Source organism: Galbibacter sp. (assembly GCF_035306585.1).
Classification (GTDB): Bacteria; Bacteroidota; Bacteroidia; order Flavobacteriales; family Flavobacteriaceae; genus Galbibacter.
On sequence record NZ_DATGNU010000021.1, the window covers coordinates 81,221 to 104,533 of the forward strand.

Annotated in this window: 13 protein-coding genes and 1 riboswitch; of the genes, 9 read left to right on the top strand and 4 right to left on the bottom strand. The window is 38.6% G+C overall.

Translation table 11 applies throughout. From position 1 onward, the window contains the following. Positions 1 to 9: 9 nt before the first annotated feature. From VKY50_RS02485 to metE, 6 genes are all read left to right on the top strand, one after another. On the top strand, positions 10 to 1,962 hold the full coding sequence (locus VKY50_RS02485) for a RagB/SusD family nutrient uptake outer membrane protein (RefSeq protein WP_324298504.1): 1,953 nt from the start codon (positions 10 to 12) through the stop codon (positions 1,960 to 1,962). 241 nt (positions 1,963 to 2,203) lie between these two features. Further along, positions 2,204 to 3,595 carry a M16 family metallopeptidase gene (locus tag VKY50_RS02490; RefSeq protein ID WP_324298506.1) on the top strand — a complete coding sequence of 464 codons (1,392 nt, stop codon included), beginning with the start codon at positions 2,204 to 2,206 and terminating at the stop codon, positions 3,593 to 3,595. Further along, positions 3,592 to 4,980: a M16 family metallopeptidase gene (locus VKY50_RS02495; protein WP_324298508.1), complete on the top strand. Its 1,389-nt coding sequence runs from the start codon at positions 3,592 to 3,594 to the stop codon at positions 4,978 to 4,980. Before VKY50_RS02490 ends, VKY50_RS02495 begins: the two co-directional genes overlap by 4 nt. Before the next feature lie 135 nt (positions 4,981 to 5,115). Continuing rightward, the gene (locus VKY50_RS02500) at positions 5,116 to 6,042 is read left to right on the top strand and encodes a malate dehydrogenase (protein WP_324298510.1); all 927 of its coding nucleotides are present in this window, start codon (positions 5,116 to 5,118) and stop codon (positions 6,040 to 6,042) included. Between the two features lie 157 nt (positions 6,043 to 6,199). Then, positions 6,200 to 9,187 (top strand): protein translocase subunit SecDF, encoded by a 2,988-nt coding sequence (gene secDF, locus VKY50_RS02505; RefSeq protein ID WP_324298512.1) that lies wholly within the window; start codon positions 6,200 to 6,202, stop codon positions 9,185 to 9,187. Positions 9,188 to 9,424: 237 nt separating this feature from the next. Further along, positions 9,425 to 9,607: riboswitch (cobalamin riboswitch) on the top strand. 140 nt (positions 9,608 to 9,747) lie between these two features. Continuing rightward, positions 9,748 to 12,063 (top strand): 5-methyltetrahydropteroyltriglutamate--homocysteine S-methyltransferase, encoded by a 2,316-nt coding sequence (metE, locus tag VKY50_RS02510; protein ID WP_324298514.1) that lies wholly within the window; start codon positions 9,748 to 9,750, stop codon positions 12,061 to 12,063. A gap of 84 nt (positions 12,064 to 12,147) precedes the next feature. On the opposite strand, the gene VKY50_RS02515 is transcribed toward metE, so the two are convergent. Further along, positions 12,148 to 12,591, bottom strand: a complete 444-nt coding sequence (locus VKY50_RS02515; protein WP_324298516.1) for a DUF192 domain-containing protein — start codon at positions 12,589 to 12,591, stop codon at positions 12,148 to 12,150. Positions 12,592 to 12,635: 44 nt separating this feature from the next. Further along, positions 12,636 to 13,478: a prolipoprotein diacylglyceryl transferase gene (gene lgt, locus VKY50_RS02520; RefSeq protein WP_324298518.1), complete on the bottom strand. Its 843-nt coding sequence runs from the start codon at positions 13,476 to 13,478 to the stop codon at positions 12,636 to 12,638. A gap of 297 nt (positions 13,479 to 13,775) precedes the next feature. Here lgt and VKY50_RS02525 point away from each other — a divergent pair, with 297 nt between their 5' ends. Both VKY50_RS02525 and VKY50_RS02530 read left to right on the top strand, forming a co-directional pair. Beyond that, the gene (locus VKY50_RS02525; RefSeq protein ID WP_324298520.1) at positions 13,776 to 15,224 is read left to right on the top strand and encodes an MBOAT family O-acyltransferase; all 1,449 of its coding nucleotides are present in this window, start codon (positions 13,776 to 13,778) and stop codon (positions 15,222 to 15,224) included. Positions 15,225 to 15,235: 11 nt separating this feature from the next. Next, positions 15,236 to 16,195 (top strand): hypothetical protein, encoded by a 960-nt coding sequence (locus VKY50_RS02530; RefSeq protein WP_324298522.1) that lies wholly within the window; start codon positions 15,236 to 15,238, stop codon positions 16,193 to 16,195. On the opposite strand, the gene VKY50_RS02535 is transcribed toward VKY50_RS02530, so the two are convergent. Both VKY50_RS02535 and VKY50_RS02540 read right to left on the bottom strand, forming a co-directional pair. Next, entirely contained in the window at positions 16,164 to 19,976 is a 3,813-nt protein-coding gene (locus tag VKY50_RS02535) for a glycosyltransferase (RefSeq protein WP_324298524.1), read from the bottom strand. The two genes, VKY50_RS02530 and VKY50_RS02535, sit on opposite strands and share 32 nt — an antisense overlap. Continuing rightward, positions 19,973 to 21,262, bottom strand: a complete 1,290-nt coding sequence (locus VKY50_RS02540; RefSeq protein ID WP_324298526.1) for a glycoside hydrolase family 2 TIM barrel-domain containing protein — start codon at positions 21,260 to 21,262, stop codon at positions 19,973 to 19,975. The genes VKY50_RS02535 and VKY50_RS02540 overlap by 4 nt, the downstream gene beginning before the upstream one ends. Positions 21,263 to 21,510: 248 nt before the next feature. On the opposite strand from VKY50_RS02540, the gene argS reads away from it, so the two are divergent. Continuing rightward, entirely contained in the window at positions 21,511 to 23,292 is a 1,782-nt protein-coding gene (argS, locus tag VKY50_RS02545) for an arginine--tRNA ligase (RefSeq protein ID WP_324298528.1), read from the top strand. Positions 23,293 to 23,313 lie beyond the last annotated feature (21 nt).

The window sequence follows — 23,313 nt, forward strand, 5'->3', positions numbered from 1 at the left end:
AATAGAAGCATGAAACGTATTTATAAAGTAACATTTATAGGAATAGGACTGCTGTTGTTTCTTATGGCTTCCTGTTCTAAAGATATATTAGAAGAACAACCCAGGAGTATATATGAACCTGGGTATTTCCAAACGGAAAACGGGGTACTTGGAGGGTTGACAGCTATGTATGCGCATTTGCGTTATATCTATGGTCAAGCATATTACTATAATTCTTGTCTTACAGGAACTGATGAGGCCACCTATGCACAAAGTGCAGATGGAAACTTCAAAGACATGGATCTCTCTGGAGTTGGACAATTAACCGCGTCAACCAGTAGATCAGATGTACTCTGGGGAACAGCCTTTACCAACATCAATACTGCAAGTGGTATTATTGAAAATGCGGCGGTTGTAGGAACTATTCCTGAGGCTCTTATTGCAGAGGCGCGATTCTTTAGAGCCTTTGATTACTTTTTATTGGTACAAACTTTTGGCGGTGTGCCTCTTGATCTTGGGGCAGGTGAATTAAAGTTTAACACATCAACGGCCAGAACTTCGGTTCGAAATACCGTTCCAGAGGTGTATACTAAAGCCATATTCCCTGATTTAATCACCGCTGTAAACGATCTTCCCGTAGAAGGACGTGTTACAGGTGGGGCTACCAAAACACTTGCTAGACTATACTTAGCCAAGGCTTACCTTACCTACGCATGGTGGTTAGAAAACCCTGGTAACATTCCAACTTACCCAGAGACAGCCAGAACCGATCCTGATGGGCACGATGCGCAGTGGTATTTCCAACGGGCTTATGATGTGGCTATGGAAGGAATCCAAAACCCAGGACCATTTGGATTGCAAGAAACCTATTATGATGTGCATTTAGCCTCCAATGATAGAAATAATGAGATCTTACTTTACGCCGATCATACCGAGGATAGTGAACTCTACAATGGAGGTAGCTTAACCTACGGTAGTGGTGGGGCACCAGATAACTTTGCAGTTTGGATGATGACTTGGAATTATACCAACTTGAAAAGCTCCTTGGATCCAGATTGGACAAGTGAAGCGAGTTCTGTTCAAAGGGAGGCAGCTCAAGCATATGGTCGTCCATGGACTCGTATGTGTCCAACCATTAATGTGGTGGAGGAAACCTTTGCAAACAAGGTAGATGATTCCAGATACGATGGAACCTTTGTGACGACTTATAGAGCAAATTGGCCAAAGGGTGGAACAGATGCTCAGGTGATGTATGGAGCTAATTCTCTACCAATCTATCCTGGCGATGCTGTATTGACATTTTTAGATGAAGAACCTGCTGTTTCGATTGATTATTCAAACTCCGAGTACAATAGTGGAATTGGAGCAGGGGTGTTGCCAGGTCGTGCGGATTTTGTGATCTCCCCTAGAGGAATTAGTAGATTCACTTATCCAGGACTATGGAAGTTGGGTACCTATAGAACAGATAACGGCGATGGTTTAGGTTCGCCTAATGCGGGTTCTACAAGACCATTTAATATCGCGAAGTTTTCAGAATTGTATTTCATTGCTGCAGAAGCGGCCGTTAAAGGAGCTGCCACTTCAGGGCAAAGTGCTAGAGATTTAATAAATGTAATTAGAGCTAGAGCCGGAAAATGGCGTTGGGATAACAATGGTAATGAGGAGAAAATCGAGGATCACAGTGCTGAAATGGTCAGTGCGACACCTGGAACAATTACCATTGATTATATACTTGCTGAGCGTTCTCGTGAGTACTATGGAGAAGGGTACCGTTGGTTTGATTTGGTAAGAACTCAGAAATGGCAAGAACTTGCCGGTAGCTATGAAATCGCTGGCCCAGAACTTGGAAATCATACTCCAGAGACTTTTACTCGTACCATTGAGGATTATCATTATTTGCGCCCAATCCCACAGGGACAACTCGAGGGAATGGAGATGACAGAGGCGGAAATAGAAGCATATCAGAATCCAGGGTATAGATAGTATATAGTTAAAAAGAGTTTTGAAAAGAAAAACAGTTGACTGTTTTTTAATGTTAGTTTGCGTAAAAGAGGGTATTGTGCTTGCCCTCTTTTATTTTTTACACCTGTGATGATAGATGAGCCTTTTATGGTTGGTCTTGAGGATGTTACTCATCGAATTAGTAGGTGGTTTTAGTTTATGAGTGATTTGTTTTTGTATTTTAGTTGGGACCATCAACGCTAAAAACTAAAAATAAATTCTTATGAAACTACAACTTTTGTTGCTTCTGTGTCTTTTTTTTCTGTCTTGTAATGAGCAGAAATCAGGTGCAGATAAAGAGGTCCCTACCAGCACCTACTCGGTGCCTGTGGAGTACTTTAAACTTGACAATGGGCTAAAGGTTATCCTCTCTAAGGATGATACAGCTCCAACGGCTATTGTCGCCGTGTACTACAATATTGGTTTTAGAATTGAGCCGAAAGATAGAACGGGATTCGCTCATTTATTCGAACACATGATGTTCCAAGGTTCTGAAAATCTTGGGAAAATGGAATTTATTAATCTAGTACAAAAGAATGGTGGAATTTTAAATGGTTCCACTCGTTTTGATTTTACTAATTATTTCGAGATTGTACCTGCGCATAAGTTAGAAACCATGCTCTGGGCTGAAGCAGATCGTATGAGAGGCCTAGACATCACTCAAGAAAATCTTACCAACCAACAAGGTGTGGTTAAAAATGAAGTGAAGGTCAATGTACTCAATCAGCCATACGGTGGATTTCCTTGGCTTGATATGCCTCAATATGCCAATGAAAATTGGTACAATGCTCATAATTTCTACGGAGATTTAGAAGATCTAGATTCTGCGAACCTGCAAGATGTTGCTGATTTCTTTAAAACTTATTATGCGCCTAATAATGCTGCATTAGCTGTTGTTGGTGATTTTTCCACACAAGAGGTAAAGGATTGGATTCAAAAGTATTTTGGCGATATTCCTTCTGCTGAACTTCCTGCAATGCCTGATATTACAGAACCGGAGCAAACCAAAGAAAAGTTTTTTATAAAAGATGATTCTTTGGCCAATAAGCCTGCACTTGCAGTAGCTTACAAAATGCCTGAGCGCAATACTCCGGAATATTACGCAATGGGACTTTTAGATCAGATTTTAGTCCAAGGGGATAATTCATTGCTACGGCAGAAACTTGTTAATGAAAATGGGTTTACATCTCATGTCAGTGGGGGGATTAATTACCTGGGGAATATGTTTAACTACAAAGGCCCTATGCTTTGGATGTTTAATTTAACCTATGATAACAATACCTCAAAGGACCAGGTGATGACTGCGGTGGATTCCGTTATTACCAACCTAAAGTCACAGGTTACAAAAGAGAGCGTAGCTGGAGCCTTAGTAAAGATGAGATCAAGTCTATATGATGAACTTGGGGGATCCTTCGGACTAGGGAGAGCGGACTTGTTGTGTAGTTTTGCTTTATTTGATGATGATCCAGCTAGAATCAATACGCTGGAGGAGGAATTTAAAAAAGTAACACCAGAGCTTATGCATGCAACCATAGATGCCTACTTGCGACCAACCAATAGAACAGTATTGGTAGTAAACCCATTGTTAGATAATTCTAAAACGAGCCAAAGATGAAAACCGTATACGTATATATTTTGATGCTTTGTTTTGTGTGCACACTAGCTGCACAAGAGAAACAACTGCCCCCAGAGGGTGGAGAGCCTCGGGCATTTACCCTTCCTGAAAAACAAGTAGTACAACTGGATAATGGATTAGAACTTGTCATGGTCCCATATGGTGCTATTCCTAAAGCTACTATTAGTATTCAGGTTAAAACTGGAAATATTAACGAGGGTAAAGACCAGGTGTGGCTCTGTGATCTTTTGGCCGATTTAATGGAGCAAGGGAGCCGTTCGATGGATGCAAAAGTACTTTCAGATACCATGGCTGCTATGGGTGGAAATCTAAATATTTCCGTCAGTCCACATGTGACCTCCTTAAATACAAGTGTGTTGTCTGAATTCACCACATCTGCAATAGAAGTGATGGCTGAGGTGTTGCGGTATCCTAAATGGCCTGAGACGGAACTTGATCGCCTTAAAAACGATATGAAAAGGAATCTGGCTATAAGTTTGTCAAGGCCAAGCGCTCAAGCCAATGCCGCTTTTTTTGATAAATTGTACAAGGATCATCCTTACGGGAATTTTTACCCTACTGACACGATGATCGCTTCGTACGACTTGCAAGATATTACTGCGTTTTACAATGATAATTTTGGCGCAAAAAGAACGGTCATCTATGTGGTGGGTAAATTTGATCCAGCCAAAGTAGAAGAGGAAGTTCGAGCGGATTTTGAGTCTTGGCAAGCTGGACCCGAGGTCAATTATCCGATTGCTGAGCCACAAACGCAACATTTAGTTCAAATAATTGATCGACCAAATGCACCACAATCTACCATAATTTATGGATTGCCTACCATTGATCCTTCCAATGATGATTACTTGGCTTTGGATATCACTAACTCCCTTCTTGGTGGCTCCTTCGGATCACGAATCACCAGTAATATACGTGAAGACAAAGGGTATACATATTCGCCTCATAGCAGTTTGACGAGTAACTATAAGTCTGGAGTGTGGTATGAATCGGCTGATGTTACCTCTGAATTTACAGGAGCATCCTTGCAGGAGATTAAAAAAGAAATTATCAGACTTCAAGATTCGGTCCCTAGTACAGAGGAGCTCGATGGAATAAAAAATTATGAGGCCGGGGTGTTTGTATTGCAAAATTCTTCACCAGGTGGTATAATTGGTCAACTGAGCTTCTTGGATTTGCACGGACTCCCAGAGTCTTGGTTGGTGAACAAGGTGGATAACATAATGGCCATTACCCCTGAGCAGATAAGTGAAATGACTAAGAAGTATATCAGACCAAAGGATATGACCCTGATCATTGTAGGAGACAAGGAAAAAGTGAAAATGCAAGTCCAAGAAACTTTTGCAAATGATGTGATAATAGATTGAATTAGAATCTGCTTTTTTAACCATAAAGGTTAAAAATTCAACTTATTTTATAAAATTTCAAAGCTACTGATTGTGTTAAAATTAGTAGCTTTGTGTTTTTAACATTCAACGTTTAAATATAAATCTTTAAAAAATATGAAAGTTACAGTTGTTGGTGCGGGATCAGTAGGTGCGAGCTGCGCCGAATACATTGCTATTAAAAACTTCGCATCGGAGGTCGTTTTATTGGATATCAAAGAAGGATATGCAGAAGGGAAAGCTATGGATTTGATGCAAACAGCCTCTTTAAATGGTTTTGATACCAAAATTACAGGGGTTACTGGAGATTATTTCAAAACTTCCGATACGGATATTGCCGTGATTACCAGTGGTATACCACGTAAACCTGGCATGACTCGTGAGGAACTTATTGGAATCAATGCTGGGATTGTTAAGGAGGTAGCTGATAATTTGATTAAACACTCTCCAAATGTGATTATTATAGTGGTTAGTAATCCAATGGATACCATGACTTATTTGGTTCACAAAACAACTGGTCTTCCTAAGAATAAAATTATCGGAATGGGTGGTGCTTTAGATAGTGCTCGTTTTAAATACAGACTAGCAGAAGCGTTAGAGGCTCCAATATCTGATGTTGATGGAATGGTTATAGGAGGTCATAGTGATACAGGAATGATACCATTGACCCGATTAGCGACTCGTAACAGTCTTCCAGTTCATAAAATTCTCTCTGAAGAGCGTCTTACTCAAGTAAGTGAGGAAACTAAAGTTGGAGGGGCTACACTTACGAAATTACTAGGAACATCTGCATGGTATGCGCCTGGAGCGGCAGTTTCTGGACTTGTTCAAGCCATCGCTTGTGATCAGAAGAAAATGTTTCCGTGCTCTGCACTTTTAGAAGGGGAGTATGGAATGAGTGACATCAGTATAGGAGTGCCAGTTATCCTTGGTAAGAACGGAATCGAGCGTATTGTTGAGATCGAGTTGACGGAAGCCGAAAAAGCTAAAATGGAAGAAAGTGCTGCAGGTGTTCGTAAAACCAACGGCCTATTAGAATTGTAAAAATTACCATTCTTTTATCGAATTAATAAAATATCCTACGAAGTTTACACTTTCGTGGGATTTTTTATGGATTAAATGTTGGAAAAAATAATTGTCAGTTCATATCGTAAACGCTATATTTGTCCGTTTTTATAATTGACCATTAAAATAAATCAGAATGCAGAATAAAGGACTTGTTAGGCTATTTGCCGTTTTGTTCGCTCTTGTAAGTATTTATCAGTTGTCATTTACCTTTGTTGCAAATAAGGTAGAAGCAGATGCAGAGGAGTATGCTTACAATAAAATCTCAGATCAAGAAGAGGACTATGTGGCGAAGCGTGAGAGCGTGGAATCTAGATACTTAGATTCACTTCAAAATGAAAAGGTATTTGATCTTGGATTTACAGACTTCACATGGAAGGAAGTAAAGGAGAAAGAACTTAACAAAGGTTTAGACCTTAAAGGAGGGATCAACGTAACCCTTCAGATTTCCGTTAAGGATATATTGAAAGGTTTGGCAAATGATTCTAAAGATCCAGTGTTCAATAAAGCCTTGGATCAAGCAGATGAAGCTGCTAAAAATAGCCAAGCTGACTATGTTGATTTATTCTTCCAAGAGTTTACAAAACTCAGCGGTGGTACAACCAAGTTGGCCTCCCCTGATATTTTTGCCAATAAGTTATTAAGCGAGGATATTAATTTTCAAATGACCGATGCGCAGGTTCAACCAATTTTGCGTAGAAAAATTGATGAATCTATTACTTCAGCTTTTGAAGTTTTGCGTCAGCGTATCGATAAATTTGGAGTTACTTCTCCAAACATTCAAAGACTTGGAACTTCAGGACGGATTCTTGTAGAATTACCTGGTGCTAAGGATGTGGATCGTGTAAAGGGTCTTTTACAAAGTACTGCGCAATTAGAGTTTTGGGAAACCTTCAAGGCAGAGGATGTAAATACCTTCATGATTGCAGCTAACAATAAGTTAATAGACATTCTAAAGGTTAATGATACTACTACCACTGAAGAAGAGGAGGAGGAGGTTTCAGAGATCGATTCTTTGCTTTCTGATGCTGTAAAGGATTCTGCTGATGTGGCTACTCAAGTTAATCCATTGTATGACCTTATGGTTAGTGGTGGAATGCAAGGGTCTCCAATTATAGCTAGAGTGGCTATTAAGGATACGGCAAAATTTAATCAGTATATCAATATGCCTGAGATTCGTCAGTTATTACCTGCGAATCTACAGTATGTTGAATTTGCATGGGGTATCGCTTCTAAAGATTCCCAGGTTTTGGATCTATATGCTCTAAAAGGAAATCGTGAGAGTCAACCTAATATGAGTGGGGATGTGATCACCGATGCACAGCAAACCTACGATATGGCTGGTAGACCAGCGGTATCCATGCAGATGAACAACCGTGGTGCTAAAATATGGGAAGAACTTACAGGAAAAGCTTTTAGAGAGGGTGGTAATATTGCAATCGTTCTCGATAATGTAGTATACTCAGCGCCCGGTGTTTCTAAAGGTGCTATTACTGGTGGGAATTCCGAAATATCTGGGGACTTCACCCTTAATGAAGCAAATGATTTAGCAAACGTTTTAAGAGCAGGTAAACTGCCAGCATCAGCTGAAATTATTCAATCTGCAGTTGTTGGACCATCTTTAGGGCAAGAGGCGATCGATAGTGGAATGTTCTCCTTCTTAGTAGCTGCTTTCTTAGTGCTTCTTTGGATGATTACCTATTATGGCAGAGCAGGCTTATATGCCGATGTTGCTCTTGTTCTTAACATTGTTTTGATATTTGGGATACTTGCTGGACTAGGCTTTGTGCTTACGCTTCCGGGTATTGCCGGTATTGTACTGACCATTGGTATGTCGGTGGATGCAAACGTGATTATATTTGAACGTGTTAAAGAGGAATTACGCGCTGGTAAAGGGCAGATTCAGGCAATCGCTGATGGTTTTGGAAATGCATTATCTTCAATTCTTGATGCGAACATTACCACTGGATTAACGGCAATTGTACTTTTGATGTTTGGTTCTGGACCGATTCAAGGTTTTGCAACTACCTTAATCATTGGTATTCTTACTTCTTTATTTACCGCGATATTTGTAACCCGACTAATGTTAGAGCGTGATTTTTCAAAAAGTAAAAAGAATTTCACCTTCACGACATTTATTACAGATAAACTACCTAAAAACCTAAATATTAATTTTCTAGGGAAAAGGAAAATTGCGTATATCATTTCAAGTATTCTCGTACTTATCAGTATTGTTAGTTTAACTACCAAAGGACTTGAAGGTGGGATTGATTTTGTCGGTGGTCGTTCTTATCAAGTTCGATTCGTAGACCCTGTGAATCCTACTCAGATTGGGGAAGAACTAAGTGCTGTTTTAGGAAGTACTGAGGTAAAGACTTTTGGAGATGCCAATCAGGTTAAAATCACCACCAAGTATAAAGTTGATGTTGAAGGTAGTGAAGTAGACAACGAAATTCAAGGCTTGTTATATGATAATCTTAGTAAGTATTATCCAGAGAATTTCACCTATGAAGATTTTACTTTAGGTGCAAACGCTTCTGAAATCGGTATCTTACAAGCCGTTAAAGTAGGCCCTACTATTGCAGATGATATTAAAAAAGATGCACTTTGGGCTGTTCTTGGTTCTTTAGTAGTGATCTTTTTATATATTCTACTTCGATTCCGTAAATGGCAGTTCTCCTTAGGAGCGGTTGCCGCCCTAACCCACGACGTTATAATCGTTCTTGGAGTATTCTCCCTGACCTCGCATTTGATGCCTTTTAGTATGGAGGTAGATCAATCTTTTATCGCGGCGATCTTAACGGTTGTAGGGTACTCTATCAACGATACGGTGATTGTATTTGATAGGATTCGAGAAGAAACTCAAAAGCGTGGTTGGAGAGGTACGGCCATTGTTAACAGCGCTTTGAATAGCACCATAAGTAGGACTTTAAATACTTCCTTAACGACCTTGGTAGTGCTTATCGCCATCTTTATTTTTGGTGGTGAGTCCTTACGTGGATTTATGTTTGCCATGATTGTAGGTATTACCATAGGTACGTTCTCATCTATATTTATCGCGACTCCCATTATGTTTGATACCACTAAAGATAAAGGAGAACAGGATAAAGCTTTAGATGCTTAGTTAAAAGTAATTATTTTAAGATTATAAAAAAGAACTGTCAGCAAGGCAGTTCTTTTTTTATGACCTTGTCTTTCAAGTAGCTATTTTTTCTGTATTACTTTTACTTTTGGGTCTTGGATGCATTCAACATCGATTTCCCTAACAAATCTTCTTGCATTATAACCTTTTGTTAGGGACTTTTCAGCCCCATTTCGATAAATTATTACGTAATTTTATTGCTTTAAAATGTTCTTTACATAGGAATCAGTCTAGTACGGTTTGGGGGAATCCAACTAAGAGGGAATTGTGTGAAAATCACAAGCTGTCGCGCAACTGTAAGTAACCATATTAGTTTTTACAAAGAAATCCACTGTCTTTAATGATGGGAAGGAAGTGAAAATGTTACAAGCCAGGAGACCTGCCGCTACTAAAATGATAATGCTTTCGCGATTTGAAGCTATATCACGTATTGATGGTCATCTGCCTTGTTGAGAAGGCAAATTCGCATTGATACTAGTTTTAAATCAGCAAGGCGTCTTAAGTCTTGAACAATACTTGTTTAACTGATTTAATTCACACAGATGATTACACACAATCTAGGGTACCCGCGTATTGGTGCCAAAAGAGAACTTAAGTTCGCTTTAGAGGACTATTGGTCAGGTAAAATTTCCCAAGACACACTACTTCTAAAGGCGAAGGAACTTCGAAAAGAGCATTGGCTTATTCAACAGCAAAAAGGAATTGAGCTTATTCCCACCAATGATTTCTCTTTGTACGATCAAGTACTGGACCTCAGTTTTATCTTGGGGGCTATCCCGCCTCGTTACAAAGAAAGCTTTAATCTTAAAGATCGTAATTTAGATCTATACTTTGCAATGGCCAGAGGTCAACAAAGAGAAGGAGCTGACGTTATTGCCATGGAGATGACCAAATGGTTCGATACGAATTATCATTATATCGTTCCCGAGTTTTACATGGATCAGGAATTTGAACTCAGCCCTGATAAAATTCTTAATGAACTCCAAGAGGCTATAGCCATTGGTATAACACCTAAACCAGTATTAATTGGACCTTTGTCTTATTTGCTATTAGGCAAAGAGAAAGAGCCTGGTTTTAACCGATTAAGCTTACTGGAAAAGCTACTACCAGTTTATATTAAGCTCCTACAGAAAATTAAGAATTCAGGAGCAAGTTGGATTCAAATTGATGAACCTTTTTTGGTAATGGATGTTGCTAAAGACCTAGCGGATCAATATAAAGAGGTTTTTAAACGCATTGCTAATGAAGTCCCTGGCTTAAAGGTGATTTTGGCGACTTATTTTGGTGATCTGGATCAGTGTGCTCCATGGGTAGCAAAACTTCCTGTATACGCCTTGCATATTGACCTAGTACGTGGAAAAGAAGGGCTTGATAAGGTGTTAGAATCTTTGGACCCTAATACGAGCCTCTCTCTAGGAATCGTTGATGGGCGTAATATTTGGAAAAATGATTATAAGAATTCTCTCGAACTTATTGAAAAAGCAACAGGCAATTTAGGAGCCTCAAGAGTATTGCTTGCACCTTCGTGTTCTCTTTTGCATGTGCCTTTTGATTTGGATCAAGAGCATCACACTGATAGTTTACCCAATGAGGTTAAAAATTGGATGGCTTTTGCAAAACAAAAACTAAAAGAAGTTGTCCAATTGTGTGAATTGGCTCATGAACCGTCTAAGCATGTAAGTGTTTTAGAAGAGAACACAAAAGTGATTCATGATAAATTACATTCTGAATTGATTCACAAAAAAATAGTGAAACAAGCTATGGATGATTTGGTGGATTCCAAGGCGCATCGCTTGAGTGAATTTAAAATTAGGCAATCACTTCAAAAAGCGCATTTAAGGCTTCCTTTGTTTCCTACCACTACCATTGGGTCTTTCCCACAAACAACTCAGGTCAGGGCTTTGCGTTCAAGGCTAAGAAACAAGCGAATTTCTCAAAGTGACTATGATTTAAAAATTGCACAAGCCATCAAAGAAGCTGTTTTATGGCAGGAGGAAATAGGATTGGATGTCCTAGTGCATGGGGAATTTGAACGCAATGATATGGTAGAGTACTTTGGGGAGCAATTGGAAGGATTTGTTTTTACAAAATTTGGCTGGGTTCAAAGTTATGGATCTAGAGCGGTCAAGCCTCCTATAATTTTTGGAGATGTCCACAGACCACATCCAATGACTGTGAAATGGACCTCCTATGCACAAGGGCTAACAGGATTACCTGTAAAGGGTATGTTAACAGGTCCTGTCACTATTTTACAATGGTCTTTTGTACGGGACGATCAGCCTTGTGAAGTTACGGCAAATCAAATTGCACTTGCCATAGGAGAAGAGGTAAGAGATCTAGAAAAAGCGGGTATTAAGATTATTCAAATTGATGAACCTGCCATTCGCGAAGGACTTCCTTTGAAACGAAAGGATTGGGAAGTTTATCTCGATTGGGCGATTAACGCATTTAGAATTAGTGCCTACAGGGTAAAGGATACCACACAGATTCACACCCATATGTGTTATTCCGAATTCAATGATATTATAAAGCACATCGCAGCTATGGATGCTGATGTAATTACTATAGAAACTTCTCGTTCTCATATGGAATTACTCGAAGCCTTTGTAGATTTTAAATACCCTAATGAAATAGGTCCTGGAGTCTATGATATTCACTCTCCAAGGGTGCCCTCTGAAAATGAGATGATAGTCTTATTAGAAAAAGCCGCGAATCTAATTCCTATAGAAAACTTATGGGTGAATCCTGACTGTGGGTTAAAAACTAGAGGATGGCAGGAGACTAAAGATGCTTTAATAAAAATGGTCAATGCTGCTAAAGCATTACGTAAAAGACATAAAACGGATCTTGTCCATTGAAAGAGGTTTCTTTAAAATTAAGAAAGGAGCTGTAAATATTATGCAGCTCCTTAATTCTATTGTTTTACCTGGTGTGATGTTTACTTATTTCTGGGTGAATTCAATGCGGTCACCGCTTTGTAGTTTCCACATCTGAATCATTCCAGCATTAAGTTCTAATACATATTGAGCCGCTCCCTGTGATCGCAAGGATTCTTCTGACAATGGAGCTGCATTTTCAATGGTATTGATAATGGTGTTATTGCTATCTATAAATAAGATATCTAGTGGAATACTAGTGTTTTTCATATAAAAGGAACGCGGTTGCTCGTCTTCGAAAATAAAAAGCATTCCTTGATTTTGCTCCATAGAGGTCCTATACATAAGGCCAGTTTGACGCTCGTATTCATTGTCAGCAATTTCGATATCAATATTTCCTATCTTTAGGGAGTCTCCTTGGTAGATGCTTAATTCACCTTCCTTTTTAAAACTAACTTCGGTGGTCTTGATTTCTTTTTTGGTTTGTGTTTGACAACTAACGAAAGCCATACAAAGAAGAATGATTAGGACTAAAGTTCTGATTATAAAATTGATCATGTTGTTTTAGATGATGTTGAGGTTTGCGCAGTTGATCTAAACATTAAGTAAATTCCGATAATTATAAATGGAATACTGAGCCACTGACCAGTGGAGAGTAATCCGAGTTCACTCTCGAATCCTCCCTGTGATTTTTTATAAAATTCTGCAACAAATCGTACCGTCCAAAGTAGCACTAAAAAGAGCCCGAATATATAGCCTGATTTATTTTTCTTATCTGTTTTCCAGTAAAAATACCACAAGATTATAAAAACAAGAATATATCCTGCTGCCTCATAAAGTTGTGCAGGGTGCCTTGGAAAAGATTCTCCTAATTGAGCAAAGACAACTCCATAATCCGAATTGGTCGGTTTACCGATGATCTCGGAATTAAAAAAGTTTCCAATTCTGACAAAAACACCCCCTATAGCAACCGGGATCACTATTCGATCTAGTATCCAAAGAATGGGCTTTTTTATGATTTTTTTGCTATAGTAATACATGGCGATGATGATTCCAATTGCAGCACCATGACTGGCCAGTCCTCTAAACCCTGTGAATTCAAACTCTGGAGTGAATTGGAACGGCAGAATGATACTTAAGGGGTCTGTGATAAAAACACTGGGTTCATAAAATAAGAAGTGGCCTAAACGCGCTCCTATAAGGGTAGCTAATACGGTGTATATAAAAAGAGAATCTAAAGCTTCTTCTGTTTGATTTTCATTTTTGTAAATCCTTTTCATGATAAACCATCCTAACGAAAAAGCGATCACAAACATTAAACTGTAGTAACGTAGCTGGAAAAACCCTAGGTCAAGTAACACTTGATTTGGATCCCATGTAAAACTCAATAGATGCATCTGTTTTTATTTAATACCTGGTAAATATAAACATAAAGTTGCTTGTGACCTTAAAGTGGATAAATAAACTTCAGCAGTAAGGATTTCATCGCGGTGGTTTCTAAAGGGGAAGCATCAAGTAATACCGCGAAGATTTTAGCGCTTTATAAGTGTCATCTCAAAATCCATTGATCTGAAGTACACGGGAGAAAAGCAGGAAGCCTCTTTGTTAATTTCAACAAATATTTAGGTGTTTAGTCGTTTGATTTCAACTAATTATTAATAACAATACTAGTTTTAATGATAAACCAAAACCTAATGCTGTTTAATTCATTCGATTTCCTGTTTTTCTTCCCAATTGCAGTATTTGTCTTTTATTTCTTAAAGCATCAGTACCGATGGATGTGGCTGCTATTTTGTAGTTATTTTTTCTATATGTATTTGGAACCTATGTTATTACTTTTGCTATGGACCTCTACCATTATAGATTATTTCTGTGGTCTTAAGATGGAAAAACACAGTGATCTAAAAATCCGAAAGCGATATTTATATTTAAGTATCCTTACTAACTTAGGACTGTTGTTCTTTTTTAAATATTTTGTTTTTTTTACCCAAAATGCTGTAGAGGTTCTGGCTTTTTTTGGAATTCATATGGATGCAGTTGCTGGAGAGCACTCAGACTACGTTAAAATACTTCTGCCTATTGGGATTAGCTTTTATACCTTTCAAACGATGAGTTACAGTATCGATGTATATAGGAGAGAAATTCCGGCGGAGCGGCATCTTGGAAAGTATGCCTTATTTGTTTCTTTTTTCCCTCAGCTTGTTGCAGGTCCTATAGAGCGGACTAAAAGGTTGCTTCCGCAGTTTAGTAAAGAGGTTCATTTTGATGCCGATCGCGTGAAAAAGGGGCTCATAATGATGGCGTGGGGATTCTTTTTAAAACTTGTGGTGGCTGATCGATTAGGGGTGTATGTAGATGATCTGCATTATAATGCGGCAGACTATAGAGGTTTACCGCTACTAATTGGTAGTTACTTTTTTTTATTTCAGATATATTATGATTTTTCTGGCTATTGTAGCATCGCAATTGGGGCGGCCCAGATTATGGGATATAATTTGATGCAAAATTTTAATCGCCCTTTTTTTTTAAACTCCATGGGGGACTTCTGGAGAAAGTGGCATATTTCTCTTATGAAATGGTTCAGGGACTACCTTTATATTCCTTTGGTGCGAAAGTTTAAGTTTTCTAAGGTATCTGCGATGATGGTCGTTTTTTTCTTCACTGGTTTATGGCATGGTGCAAGTTGGACCTTTGTGGTTTGGGGGGTATTATGTGGAGTGTTGTTTATTGCGGATATTAAAACTGTACCTACTAGAAGAAATATTTTAAGTGCATTGGGCTTAAGCTATAAAATGAAAATTATCAAAGTCCTTAACGGAGCTATGTTATTTACCTTAATAGGCATTGTTACCATATTTTTCAGATCACCAAATATTGGTCAAGCAGGAATTTATCTTAATAATATGTTCTCAACCTCCTCGAGTACCGTGAATGTATATCACGATCAGTTAGAGCTCTTGCTAAGTTTATTTCTAATTGTTGTAGTTCAAATCATTCATTTTTATAAAGGAAATGATCGTGTGTATGAACTTGTTTGGAACAGACGACGTTGGGTGCGATGGGTCATATACCTACTATTCATTATAGTAATGGTACTCTTTAGTGTGAATCGCCAGAATAACTTTATTTATTTTCAATTTTAAGCTCTTTTACAATGAAAGGAATATTGTGGAAAATATTGATTTTAGCACTCTTTCTCATCGGTTGTTATTACTTTTTTATGGGGGTGCTTGCACGTGGGTTTGTAAATGATAATTATTCTAAATTTACCCATCAATCCTCTAGTTTGATAATTGGTTTATCCAGAGCCCATAACGGTATTTCACCCAAGATACTTGATAGTATTCTTGTAGAGATACCATATCAAGGAGGGTTCTTGAATTTTGCTTTTGAAAAGACACAATCTCCTTACGGAGGGGTGTATTTGGAAGCCATCAAGAAAAAGATACCTCAGCAGACCAAACAAGGTATTTTTATTTTGAGTGTTTGCCCAGGATCTTTTATGAGACCAATTCAATTAACCTCAGCTCAAGAGATCGATAACTTAGATAAAAAATCGCTGGTTGGGAAAATTAATCAACTCAATAAAAATCCCAACTATGAATATATAAGGAAAGGCTACGGAGGTTCACTTTATAGAGGTCTGATCCCTCATAATGCTCAAATCACGACCGTATTTCATGATGAAGGATGGGAGGAGTTTCGGCTTTCTGCTGAAGGCTATCAAGTTTCTAAGGAAGATGTGGCTCATTGGACCTCTCAAACCATTGGAGGGTATAGACGCATGATGAAGACAAATCCAGAGGTCGTCTCTACCTATCGAATTGAGCGTTTTAAAACACTTATTTCGTATTTGAAACAACATGGGCAAGTTTTTGTAGTTCGGATGCCATTAGATCCATTAGTATTAGGTATGGAAAATCAATGGTGGAAAGAATTTAATACCGAAATGACCCTTATAAGCGCCTCTTTTGATGTGCCCTACTTCGACTTTTCCGATGCAAGGGAATATAAAACCTATGATGGATCTCATCTGAGTTCGCCCTACGCTAAAGAATTCAGTGTCAGGCTGGCCAATGAGATTAAACGCTACTATCGGAATCCGATGATGTAGCCTGTGTGTTTAGGGATTCAACAGCGGTTAGAACATGACCGTTATAGTAGTATTTCAGAATGATTTTGTAATTCAGAAAGTCTTCAGGTATAGTAATGTGAACCTTGGAATTATTACCAATTGATTTCATTACTAAAGGGTTTCCATATACATCACATTTTACTAAGAACCATTCGAGTTTACTGTTTTCGGGATTTGGAACCTGGTAGCTCCAGGGGGTTTCCGAGGTTTTAAATACAGCTGAATAGTGGTACGGGTAATCTGTTTTTAAACGGGATGCTGGTTTTAATATGTTGATTTTAAGGTCTTTTGATTTGTATTTGTGGTGATTTAAAAAGGATCGAACTTGGCCAAACTCTGGTTTAATAGCACCTTTAAAATCAATAAGTCCATTTAAGTCCATATTATTACTCTCATGTCTGTCTTGATAGTTGGCGATATAAAGACTTTTATTGTCTTTGTAGAGCTCTACTATTTGGGGGAGCGTTTTAGCTGGTACGGCTCCAAGCTGATAAGCAATGTTATGCGCTTTAGCATAAGCTACAAATTGATTTAAATAACAGCTATCTTTCTCCCTTTTTATACTTATGGCTAGTGCGTCAATAGGGGGCGCATTAGAGAGTAACGTAGCAGTATTTTTAATGATATACTTATTTAAATCCAATGAGACTATAATTGGCCGTGAGGCATCTTCAGCCTTTATTTTTATCATTAGGCTTTTTAGCCACTCAGCGTACTGTTGTTGTTTAGAATTAACATGTTCCAACTTATATGTATTTGCATAATGACTGAGTAAGTCATTGGAAAAATGCCAGGATGATATAATTTGTTCATTTTTTAATTTGCGTACTTTTTCTAATATCTGCTCTTGTAAATCATTGATAGAATTATTGGTGAAATCCGCTATCTCTGGCAGCCAAAAACCATAATCGATTTGTAGGTTGTACTGTTTTGCTGTTTTAAATACGTTGTAATTGTATATAGGACTACCAAAGTACTTAATATGGGTAAATCCAAGTGATCGTATCTGGTTTAAGTCTTTCTGAAGGGTGTAAGTATCTAATGTGTAATAGTTTTTATACCAGTTAATACCTTTGTTATATATAATTCCTCTGATGTTTTGAGTGACTTCATGAAGGGTTGTATTGTGTTTGGATAACCCTAGGGTATCGGTAGTAATGGCGCTGCAATTTTCCTGGCGAATTTCTGCCTCCCAAAGGGTGTTTCGCAGGTGGTCATAATCTGTGATTTTCCAGTTTAATATGGGGGTGTTGAGCTGCTCAGGTACGTTTCTATCGATCGAACTGTTGAAAATTACAAGATGAGTAATCTCTGGAAAATTGACCGCGATGCTTTCTACCCCTTGGTTAATCCAGGTAGTTTGGTTTGCATTAGTGGCTAAGCTACCGAACTCGGCTAGGATGATAGGTTTTTGGATTCCTTGAGCGCTAAGGGTACTTTTAAATGGCGCATACAGCTGCTCAAAACTGGGTTGATTCCCATAATTTAGGGCAGTAAGACCTACATAATCAACATAGGTGTCACCAGGGTAATATAGAGCGATGGACGCTGGCTTCCAGGGATTCCAGACCCATTGGATATTATCAACACCCAATTCTTTGAATATATTCCATATATAAATCCAGGCCTTTTTAAATTCCTCAGGTGTGTTGTTTCCTGTGTTGGACCAAGGGTAAAATGGGTTGTCAAACTCATGAGCAAACCTAAGGTAAACCGTATTTTGATAAGCTTTAAACGCATAGGCGGTCTGTTTAATATAATTATCGAAATCGCCCTGTAGAATATGCTTAAAAATATTTTTGTTTTCTTGATAGGTTTTTTTCTTATCACTAAAACTAAAGTCACTGCTCCACGGTTCCCAGCTTATCATAGGAGTATGGATTTTTTGATCGAGGACTCTCTGAAGATTTTTGAATTGGTAGGTGTCTCCCCATGGGATGTAGTGGGCGCTAATATCGAAGGCTATATTTAATTGTTGCTCTACTTTTATTATTTCTTCAATATTGCTTAGACCATTATTATAGAGTGGATTGTAAATACCTAGGTAATGTTCAGATAGATGTGCAGGATTTACATTTGAGTTAACGCCGTCCCATTTTCTGTATTGTTGTTTATTGATAGATATTAGTGAAAAGCACAAAATTAAAAGCAGCAGTGGCATACCAGTGCGACGCACCAGGCTATAGACCGTGTGACGGAAGCGCCACAACTGTACCTTGACGCTGAGATTGGTTTGGTAAGCTTTTTTGGAAAAATTATTCTTTATCGTTGCGAGTTGGCGAGATTTATGGAAGCCTAAATAAATAGTAAAAAACATGAAAAATGCATTTAATAGGGCAAATCCAGCCATAAATAAACTAAATGGTGTGAGGTTTTTTTGTAACCCATAGACAATGGCAGCTAAAGAGATGACCCCTACTAGGATGTTTGGTGCAAGTAGTTTCCAACTGGTTTTGTCCTCTCCTGTTTTTGGAGTAGGTAGGTAAGGGATCTTTTTGGAGAAAAGTGTATAAATGCATCCCAAACAAAATATCCACCAAGTGCTGATTTGCAATAATCCTCCCACGGCGTGAAATCCTCGTTCGGTTTCTTCCATCACCCAGCGTTGGACATAGTTTCTAATGATTATTACTGTAGCAATCAAGGGAAACAAACTCAGTCCGAACTGCAAAATATTACCCTTCCAGGGAGTAATGGAAAGACTTAATGAAATGATAGGGATTAAAAAATTGATCATGTAGAAAAAGCCGATGATATAATGCAGGGGAATCAAACCGTAATGAATGCGCTGCCTCCAATTGAATTGCTTGAATAATTTGGGATACACATGTGCCAGCAAATCTGTAGTGCCTCTGGCCCACTTTAATTGTTGTTTGTAATATGCTGTTAAGGAAGAGGGGACCAGACCTCTGGCTAGTATTTTTGGTACATAAACCGACTTCCATCCTTTTGCGTGTAATTGCATCGCAGTATGCATATCCTCTGCTAAACCAGGAGCATGACCATTAATGCTATCGAGCGCCGCACGTCTAAAGGTACAATTTGCTCCAATCGCATTGACCGTACCGTAGCTGTTCATGCACATCATAATGGGTCCGTAGAATTGAAATGTTTGTTGCGCTGCACCTTTTGCAACGTAAGATTCATGGAGGTTTTTATATGCCTGGACTATTTGGACAAAACCTATTTTATCATCTGCGAAATAGGGCAGGACGTGATCCAGAAAATCTGGTGCTGGGACGTGATCAGGATCTAGGATTACGCAAATTTCACCTTGGGCAACTTTTCGCAATGCATTATTGATGTTTCCTGCTTTGGCATCAGCTCGATCTGACCTAGATATATGACGTATACCGTGCTTTAAACAAAAGGTTATCAAATGAGGATCATTGGCCTCATCGCATAAAATGGTCGTGTGGGGATAGGTAATGTTTTTTATCGCTAGCAAGGTGTTTTCAACCATTTCATAAGGCTCTCCAGGGAAATACGTTGTCAGTATGTCCACCGTGAAATCTCTTGCTATTGGCTGGTTCTTGGGAACGGAGATGTCCCAGTAGTGATACCATTCGTACAGTATCCTTATTAGGCTATACCCTAAGGTGATACAGAGAAGGAGGTAAAGAAATTTGTTTCCAATTTTATCAATGGAAAAGAAAATAAACATAAAATAGATCAGTGAAAGACAACCAACAACGATCATAAACCGCAAGGTGAATTTTTCTTTTTTAGTAGGTGCTTGTATGGTAATAGGTCTTCTCATTTTAAAACATAGAATGGAATGTTAGCAGTGGTGAAATTTTTATGTGAATCATATAAGTAAACAAATAAGCGATATGGACCCTGGTTCTCTGGGGCTTTAAAAGTGATGCTTTGTAGGTCCTTAGATAGCGGGTAAGAGGTTGGTTTGACCTCTTTTTTACCTGGTTGAACATTCCATCCTTCTTCTACGATTTCCCAATGTATGTCCAGGCTGTCTGAGCCCGTGTATGCTACGAAAGCCGTACAAGTACTCTTAGGTTGTATAATTATATCAGCCCAACTGTTTTGAGTATTTAAAAGCATCGAATCGATACGCGGCGGATTGTCTATTTCCAAAGCCACTCCTTTAAAGTACCGAGCCACGCTGTGAGCCATATTGCTTTGTCTCCCAATAGTATCTAGTAAACTAAACCAAGTATGCGTAGTTTCTTGCTTTTCTCCCCAATAGAAAACAAGGTCTCCTAGGTTTCTATTTGGAAATGCATGAAGGTATTGCGTGTATACTTTCTCGATTTCTTGTGCTTTTTGATCATCGGTAAGTTCAATGGTTGCATCCCATAAAGTTTTTCTAGGAACCCATGGGCCTTCGGCACCCCATTCACTAATTAAAAACGGCCCATCCCAAATGGGACTTAATTTGGCAATTTGTGTATCCATCTCATGAATTTGCCCAAAGATGTTTATGGAAATGAAATCAAGGTTCGGGCTTCTTCTCTGAATGCTAAATATTCTTTTTTTTGCAATAGAAGCAATACTGGTTGAAACTGGATGGTTAGGATCTGTCTGTTGAATTAGATTTAAAAGAGTGTTGAAAAATGCAATAAAACTCCTCTGTTTATTGTCCAAAAAATAGTCAGAAGGAAATTGTAGCTCATTGCCCAACATCCAAAATAACAGTGCTGGATGATCCTTGTGGGTCCTGATAAGCTTTTCAATCCTGCTATAGGCAGTGTCCCGATTGGTGCGAGACTCGTAATAAGTACTTTGATAATTCGCCATAGGAATATCCACCGCAACTGCTAAATTGTGTGCTAAAGCCTTGTCCAATACCGTCTTAAGATCTGTAGTGTCGTAGACCCGGATGGTATTTGCCCCCGCCTGAGCTAAGGATTCAATATAGTTTGGAGAACCTGCTGCCCCCTTAATTTTAAAAGGTTGCCCGTTTCGCATCAGGGAAAACCCATCAGCAGTTTTAGCGACATATACTGTGCGCTCATCTGAAAATTCAGAGGGTGTGGAGGAGCAAGCAAGCAGTGAGAGAATGATAAACAATAGTATTAGGCGCATATGTTTTTAAGATTCTTAGCTAAAATTAAACCATGGGTGTAATTCTACTATTGAAATGTAGTTCAATGCCTTAAAATTCAGATGAATGGATGAAATTTCAATTCCTTGAGAGGGTAATTTTTACGTTAAGGGAGCGCCTAAAATTTGTTGTATGTAAAATTTGCTTTGATCGGTAGGGTGATTTGTCACTAGTTCAGACTTTAAAACATGCGCTAAATACTTATCTTTGCAGCTAAATTTAAAAGTTGATGAATATTCAAGAGCTTATTATATCCAAGGTTAAGGAAGCCGTAGCAACCATTTTTGAAAAAGAACTCGAAAGCGTTGAACTTCAAACTACTCGAAAAGAATTTGAAGGTGATTTAACAGTTGTGATTTTCCCAATGCTTCGCACCATAAAAGGAAACCCACAGCTTATAGGCGAAGAAATAGGAGCTTACTTAGAGCTAAAAATGGATCAGGTGATCCGTTTTAACGTGGTGAAAGGTTTTTTAAACTTGGTTATTTCTGAGACTTATTTCTTAGACTTTTTTAATGGGATTAGAACCCAAGCACATTATGGGTATGTAAGCCCTGAACCTGGAAGTGATGCCGTTATGGTTGAATATTCATCTCCTAATACGAACAAGCCATTACACCTAGGACATATACGCAATAATTTGTTGGGGTATTCCGTATCGGAGATCCTAAAAGCCTCTGGAAAGAAAGTTTATAAAACGCAAATTATAAATGATCGTGGGATCCATATCTGTAAGTCTATGCTTGCTTGGCAGAAATATGGGAATGGAGAAACTCCTGAGTCTACTGGACTTAAAGGGGATAAATTGGTGGGGAATTATTATGTTGAATTTGATCGTGTTTACAAAGCGCAAATCAATGATCTTATCGCTAAAGGAGCTGATGAGAAACAGGCCGCAAAGCAAGCTCCTATAATTCAACAAGCGCAAGAGATGCTTCGCAAATGGGAGGAAGGAGATACCGAAGTGGTTCGCCTTTGGAATACCATGAATGGATGGGTTTACGATGGTTTTAATGAGACCTATAAAAATTTAGGAGTAGACTTTGATCAACTCTATTACGAGAGTAACACCTATTTATTAGGAAAAGATATAGTAGCAGAAGGTTTAGAAAAAGGGGTTTTTTATACCAAAGAAGATGGCTCGGTTTGGATCGATCTTACTCAAGAGGGCTTGGATGAAAAGATCGTACTTCGCGCCGATGGGACAGCCGTTTATATGACCCAAGATATTGGGACTGCCATTCAAAGAATTAAGGATTTTCCAGATGTGGGTTCCTTGGTATATACCGTTGGAAACGAACAGGATTACCATTTTAAGGTACTGTTTTTAATCTTAAAAAAGCTAGGGTATTCATGGGCAGAACATCTTTATCACTTGAGTTATGGGATGGTTGATTTACCTGACGGCAAAATGAAAAGCCGTGAAGGAACGGTGGTAGATGCCGATGAACTTATTCAACAAATGGCCGATACTGCTGGGGAAATCTCTGCAGAGTTGGGGAAACTAGAAGGGTTCAGTGATCAGCAAAAACAAGCGCTCTATAAGACCATTGGCCTAGGGGCGTTAAAGTATTATATATTGAAGGTAGACCCTAAAAAGCGTATTTTATTCAATCCAAAGGAATCCATCGATTTTCAAGGGAATACAGGACCTTTTATTCAGTATACCTACGCACGTATACAATCCATTATCAGAAAGGCTGATTTCGACTTTAACGCTAATGTAAGCGCTTCATATCATCTACACGAGAAAGAACGGGAACTTATCAAATGGATACAGCAATTCCCAGAAGTGATTCAAAATGCGGCTTCGAATTACAGCCCAGCACTGATTGCTAATTATGTGTTCGATTTGGTAAAAGAATTCAATTCATTCTACCAGAATGTTTCGATCCTCGGAGCGGGTCAAATGCAGGAGAAGATTTTCAGAGTACAACTTTCTAAAAAGGTAGGACAAATTATCGAAGATGCACTTGCATTATTAGGTATCCAGGTACCCGAGAGAATGTAGTTCTATTTTAAATATACAACC

What these genes read in the sequence shown, in the direction of transcription:
- VKY50_RS02485 (WP_324298504.1), top strand. Translation starts at nt 10, where the DNA reads ATGAAACGTATTTATAAAGTAACATTTATAGGAATAGGACTGCTGTTG.
- VKY50_RS02500 (WP_324298510.1), top strand. Translation starts at nt 5,116, where the DNA reads ATGAAAGTTACAGTTGTTGGTGCGGGATCAGTAGGTGCGAGCTGCGCC.
- VKY50_RS02535 (WP_324298524.1), bottom strand. Translation starts at nt 19,976, where the DNA reads ATGAGAAGACCTATTACCATACAAGCACCTACTAAAAAAGAAAAATTC.
- VKY50_RS02530 (WP_324298522.1), top strand. Translation starts at nt 15,236, where the DNA reads ATGAAAGGAATATTGTGGAAAATATTGATTTTAGCACTCTTTCTCATC.
- secDF (WP_324298512.1), top strand. Translation starts at nt 6,200, where the DNA reads ATGCAGAATAAAGGACTTGTTAGGCTATTTGCCGTTTTGTTCGCTCTT.
- argS (WP_324298528.1), top strand. Translation starts at nt 21,511, where the DNA reads ATGAATATTCAAGAGCTTATTATATCCAAGGTTAAGGAAGCCGTAGCA.
- lgt (WP_324298518.1), bottom strand. Translation starts at nt 13,478, where the DNA reads ATGCATCTATTGAGTTTTACATGGGATCCAAATCAAGTGTTACTTGAC.
- VKY50_RS02540 (WP_324298526.1), bottom strand. Translation starts at nt 21,262, where the DNA reads ATGCGCCTAATACTATTGTTTATCATTCTCTCACTGCTTGCTTGCTCC.
- VKY50_RS02515 (WP_324298516.1), bottom strand. Translation starts at nt 12,591, where the DNA reads ATGGCTTTCGTTAGTTGTCAAACACAAACCAAAAAAGAAATCAAGACC.
- VKY50_RS02525 (WP_324298520.1), top strand. Translation starts at nt 13,776, where the DNA reads ATGCTGTTTAATTCATTCGATTTCCTGTTTTTCTTCCCAATTGCAGTA.
- VKY50_RS02490 (WP_324298506.1), top strand. Translation starts at nt 2,204, where the DNA reads ATGAAACTACAACTTTTGTTGCTTCTGTGTCTTTTTTTTCTGTCTTGT.
- VKY50_RS02495 (WP_324298508.1), top strand. Translation starts at nt 3,592, where the DNA reads ATGAAAACCGTATACGTATATATTTTGATGCTTTGTTTTGTGTGCACA.
- metE (WP_324298514.1), top strand. Translation starts at nt 9,748, where the DNA reads ATGATTACACACAATCTAGGGTACCCGCGTATTGGTGCCAAAAGAGAA.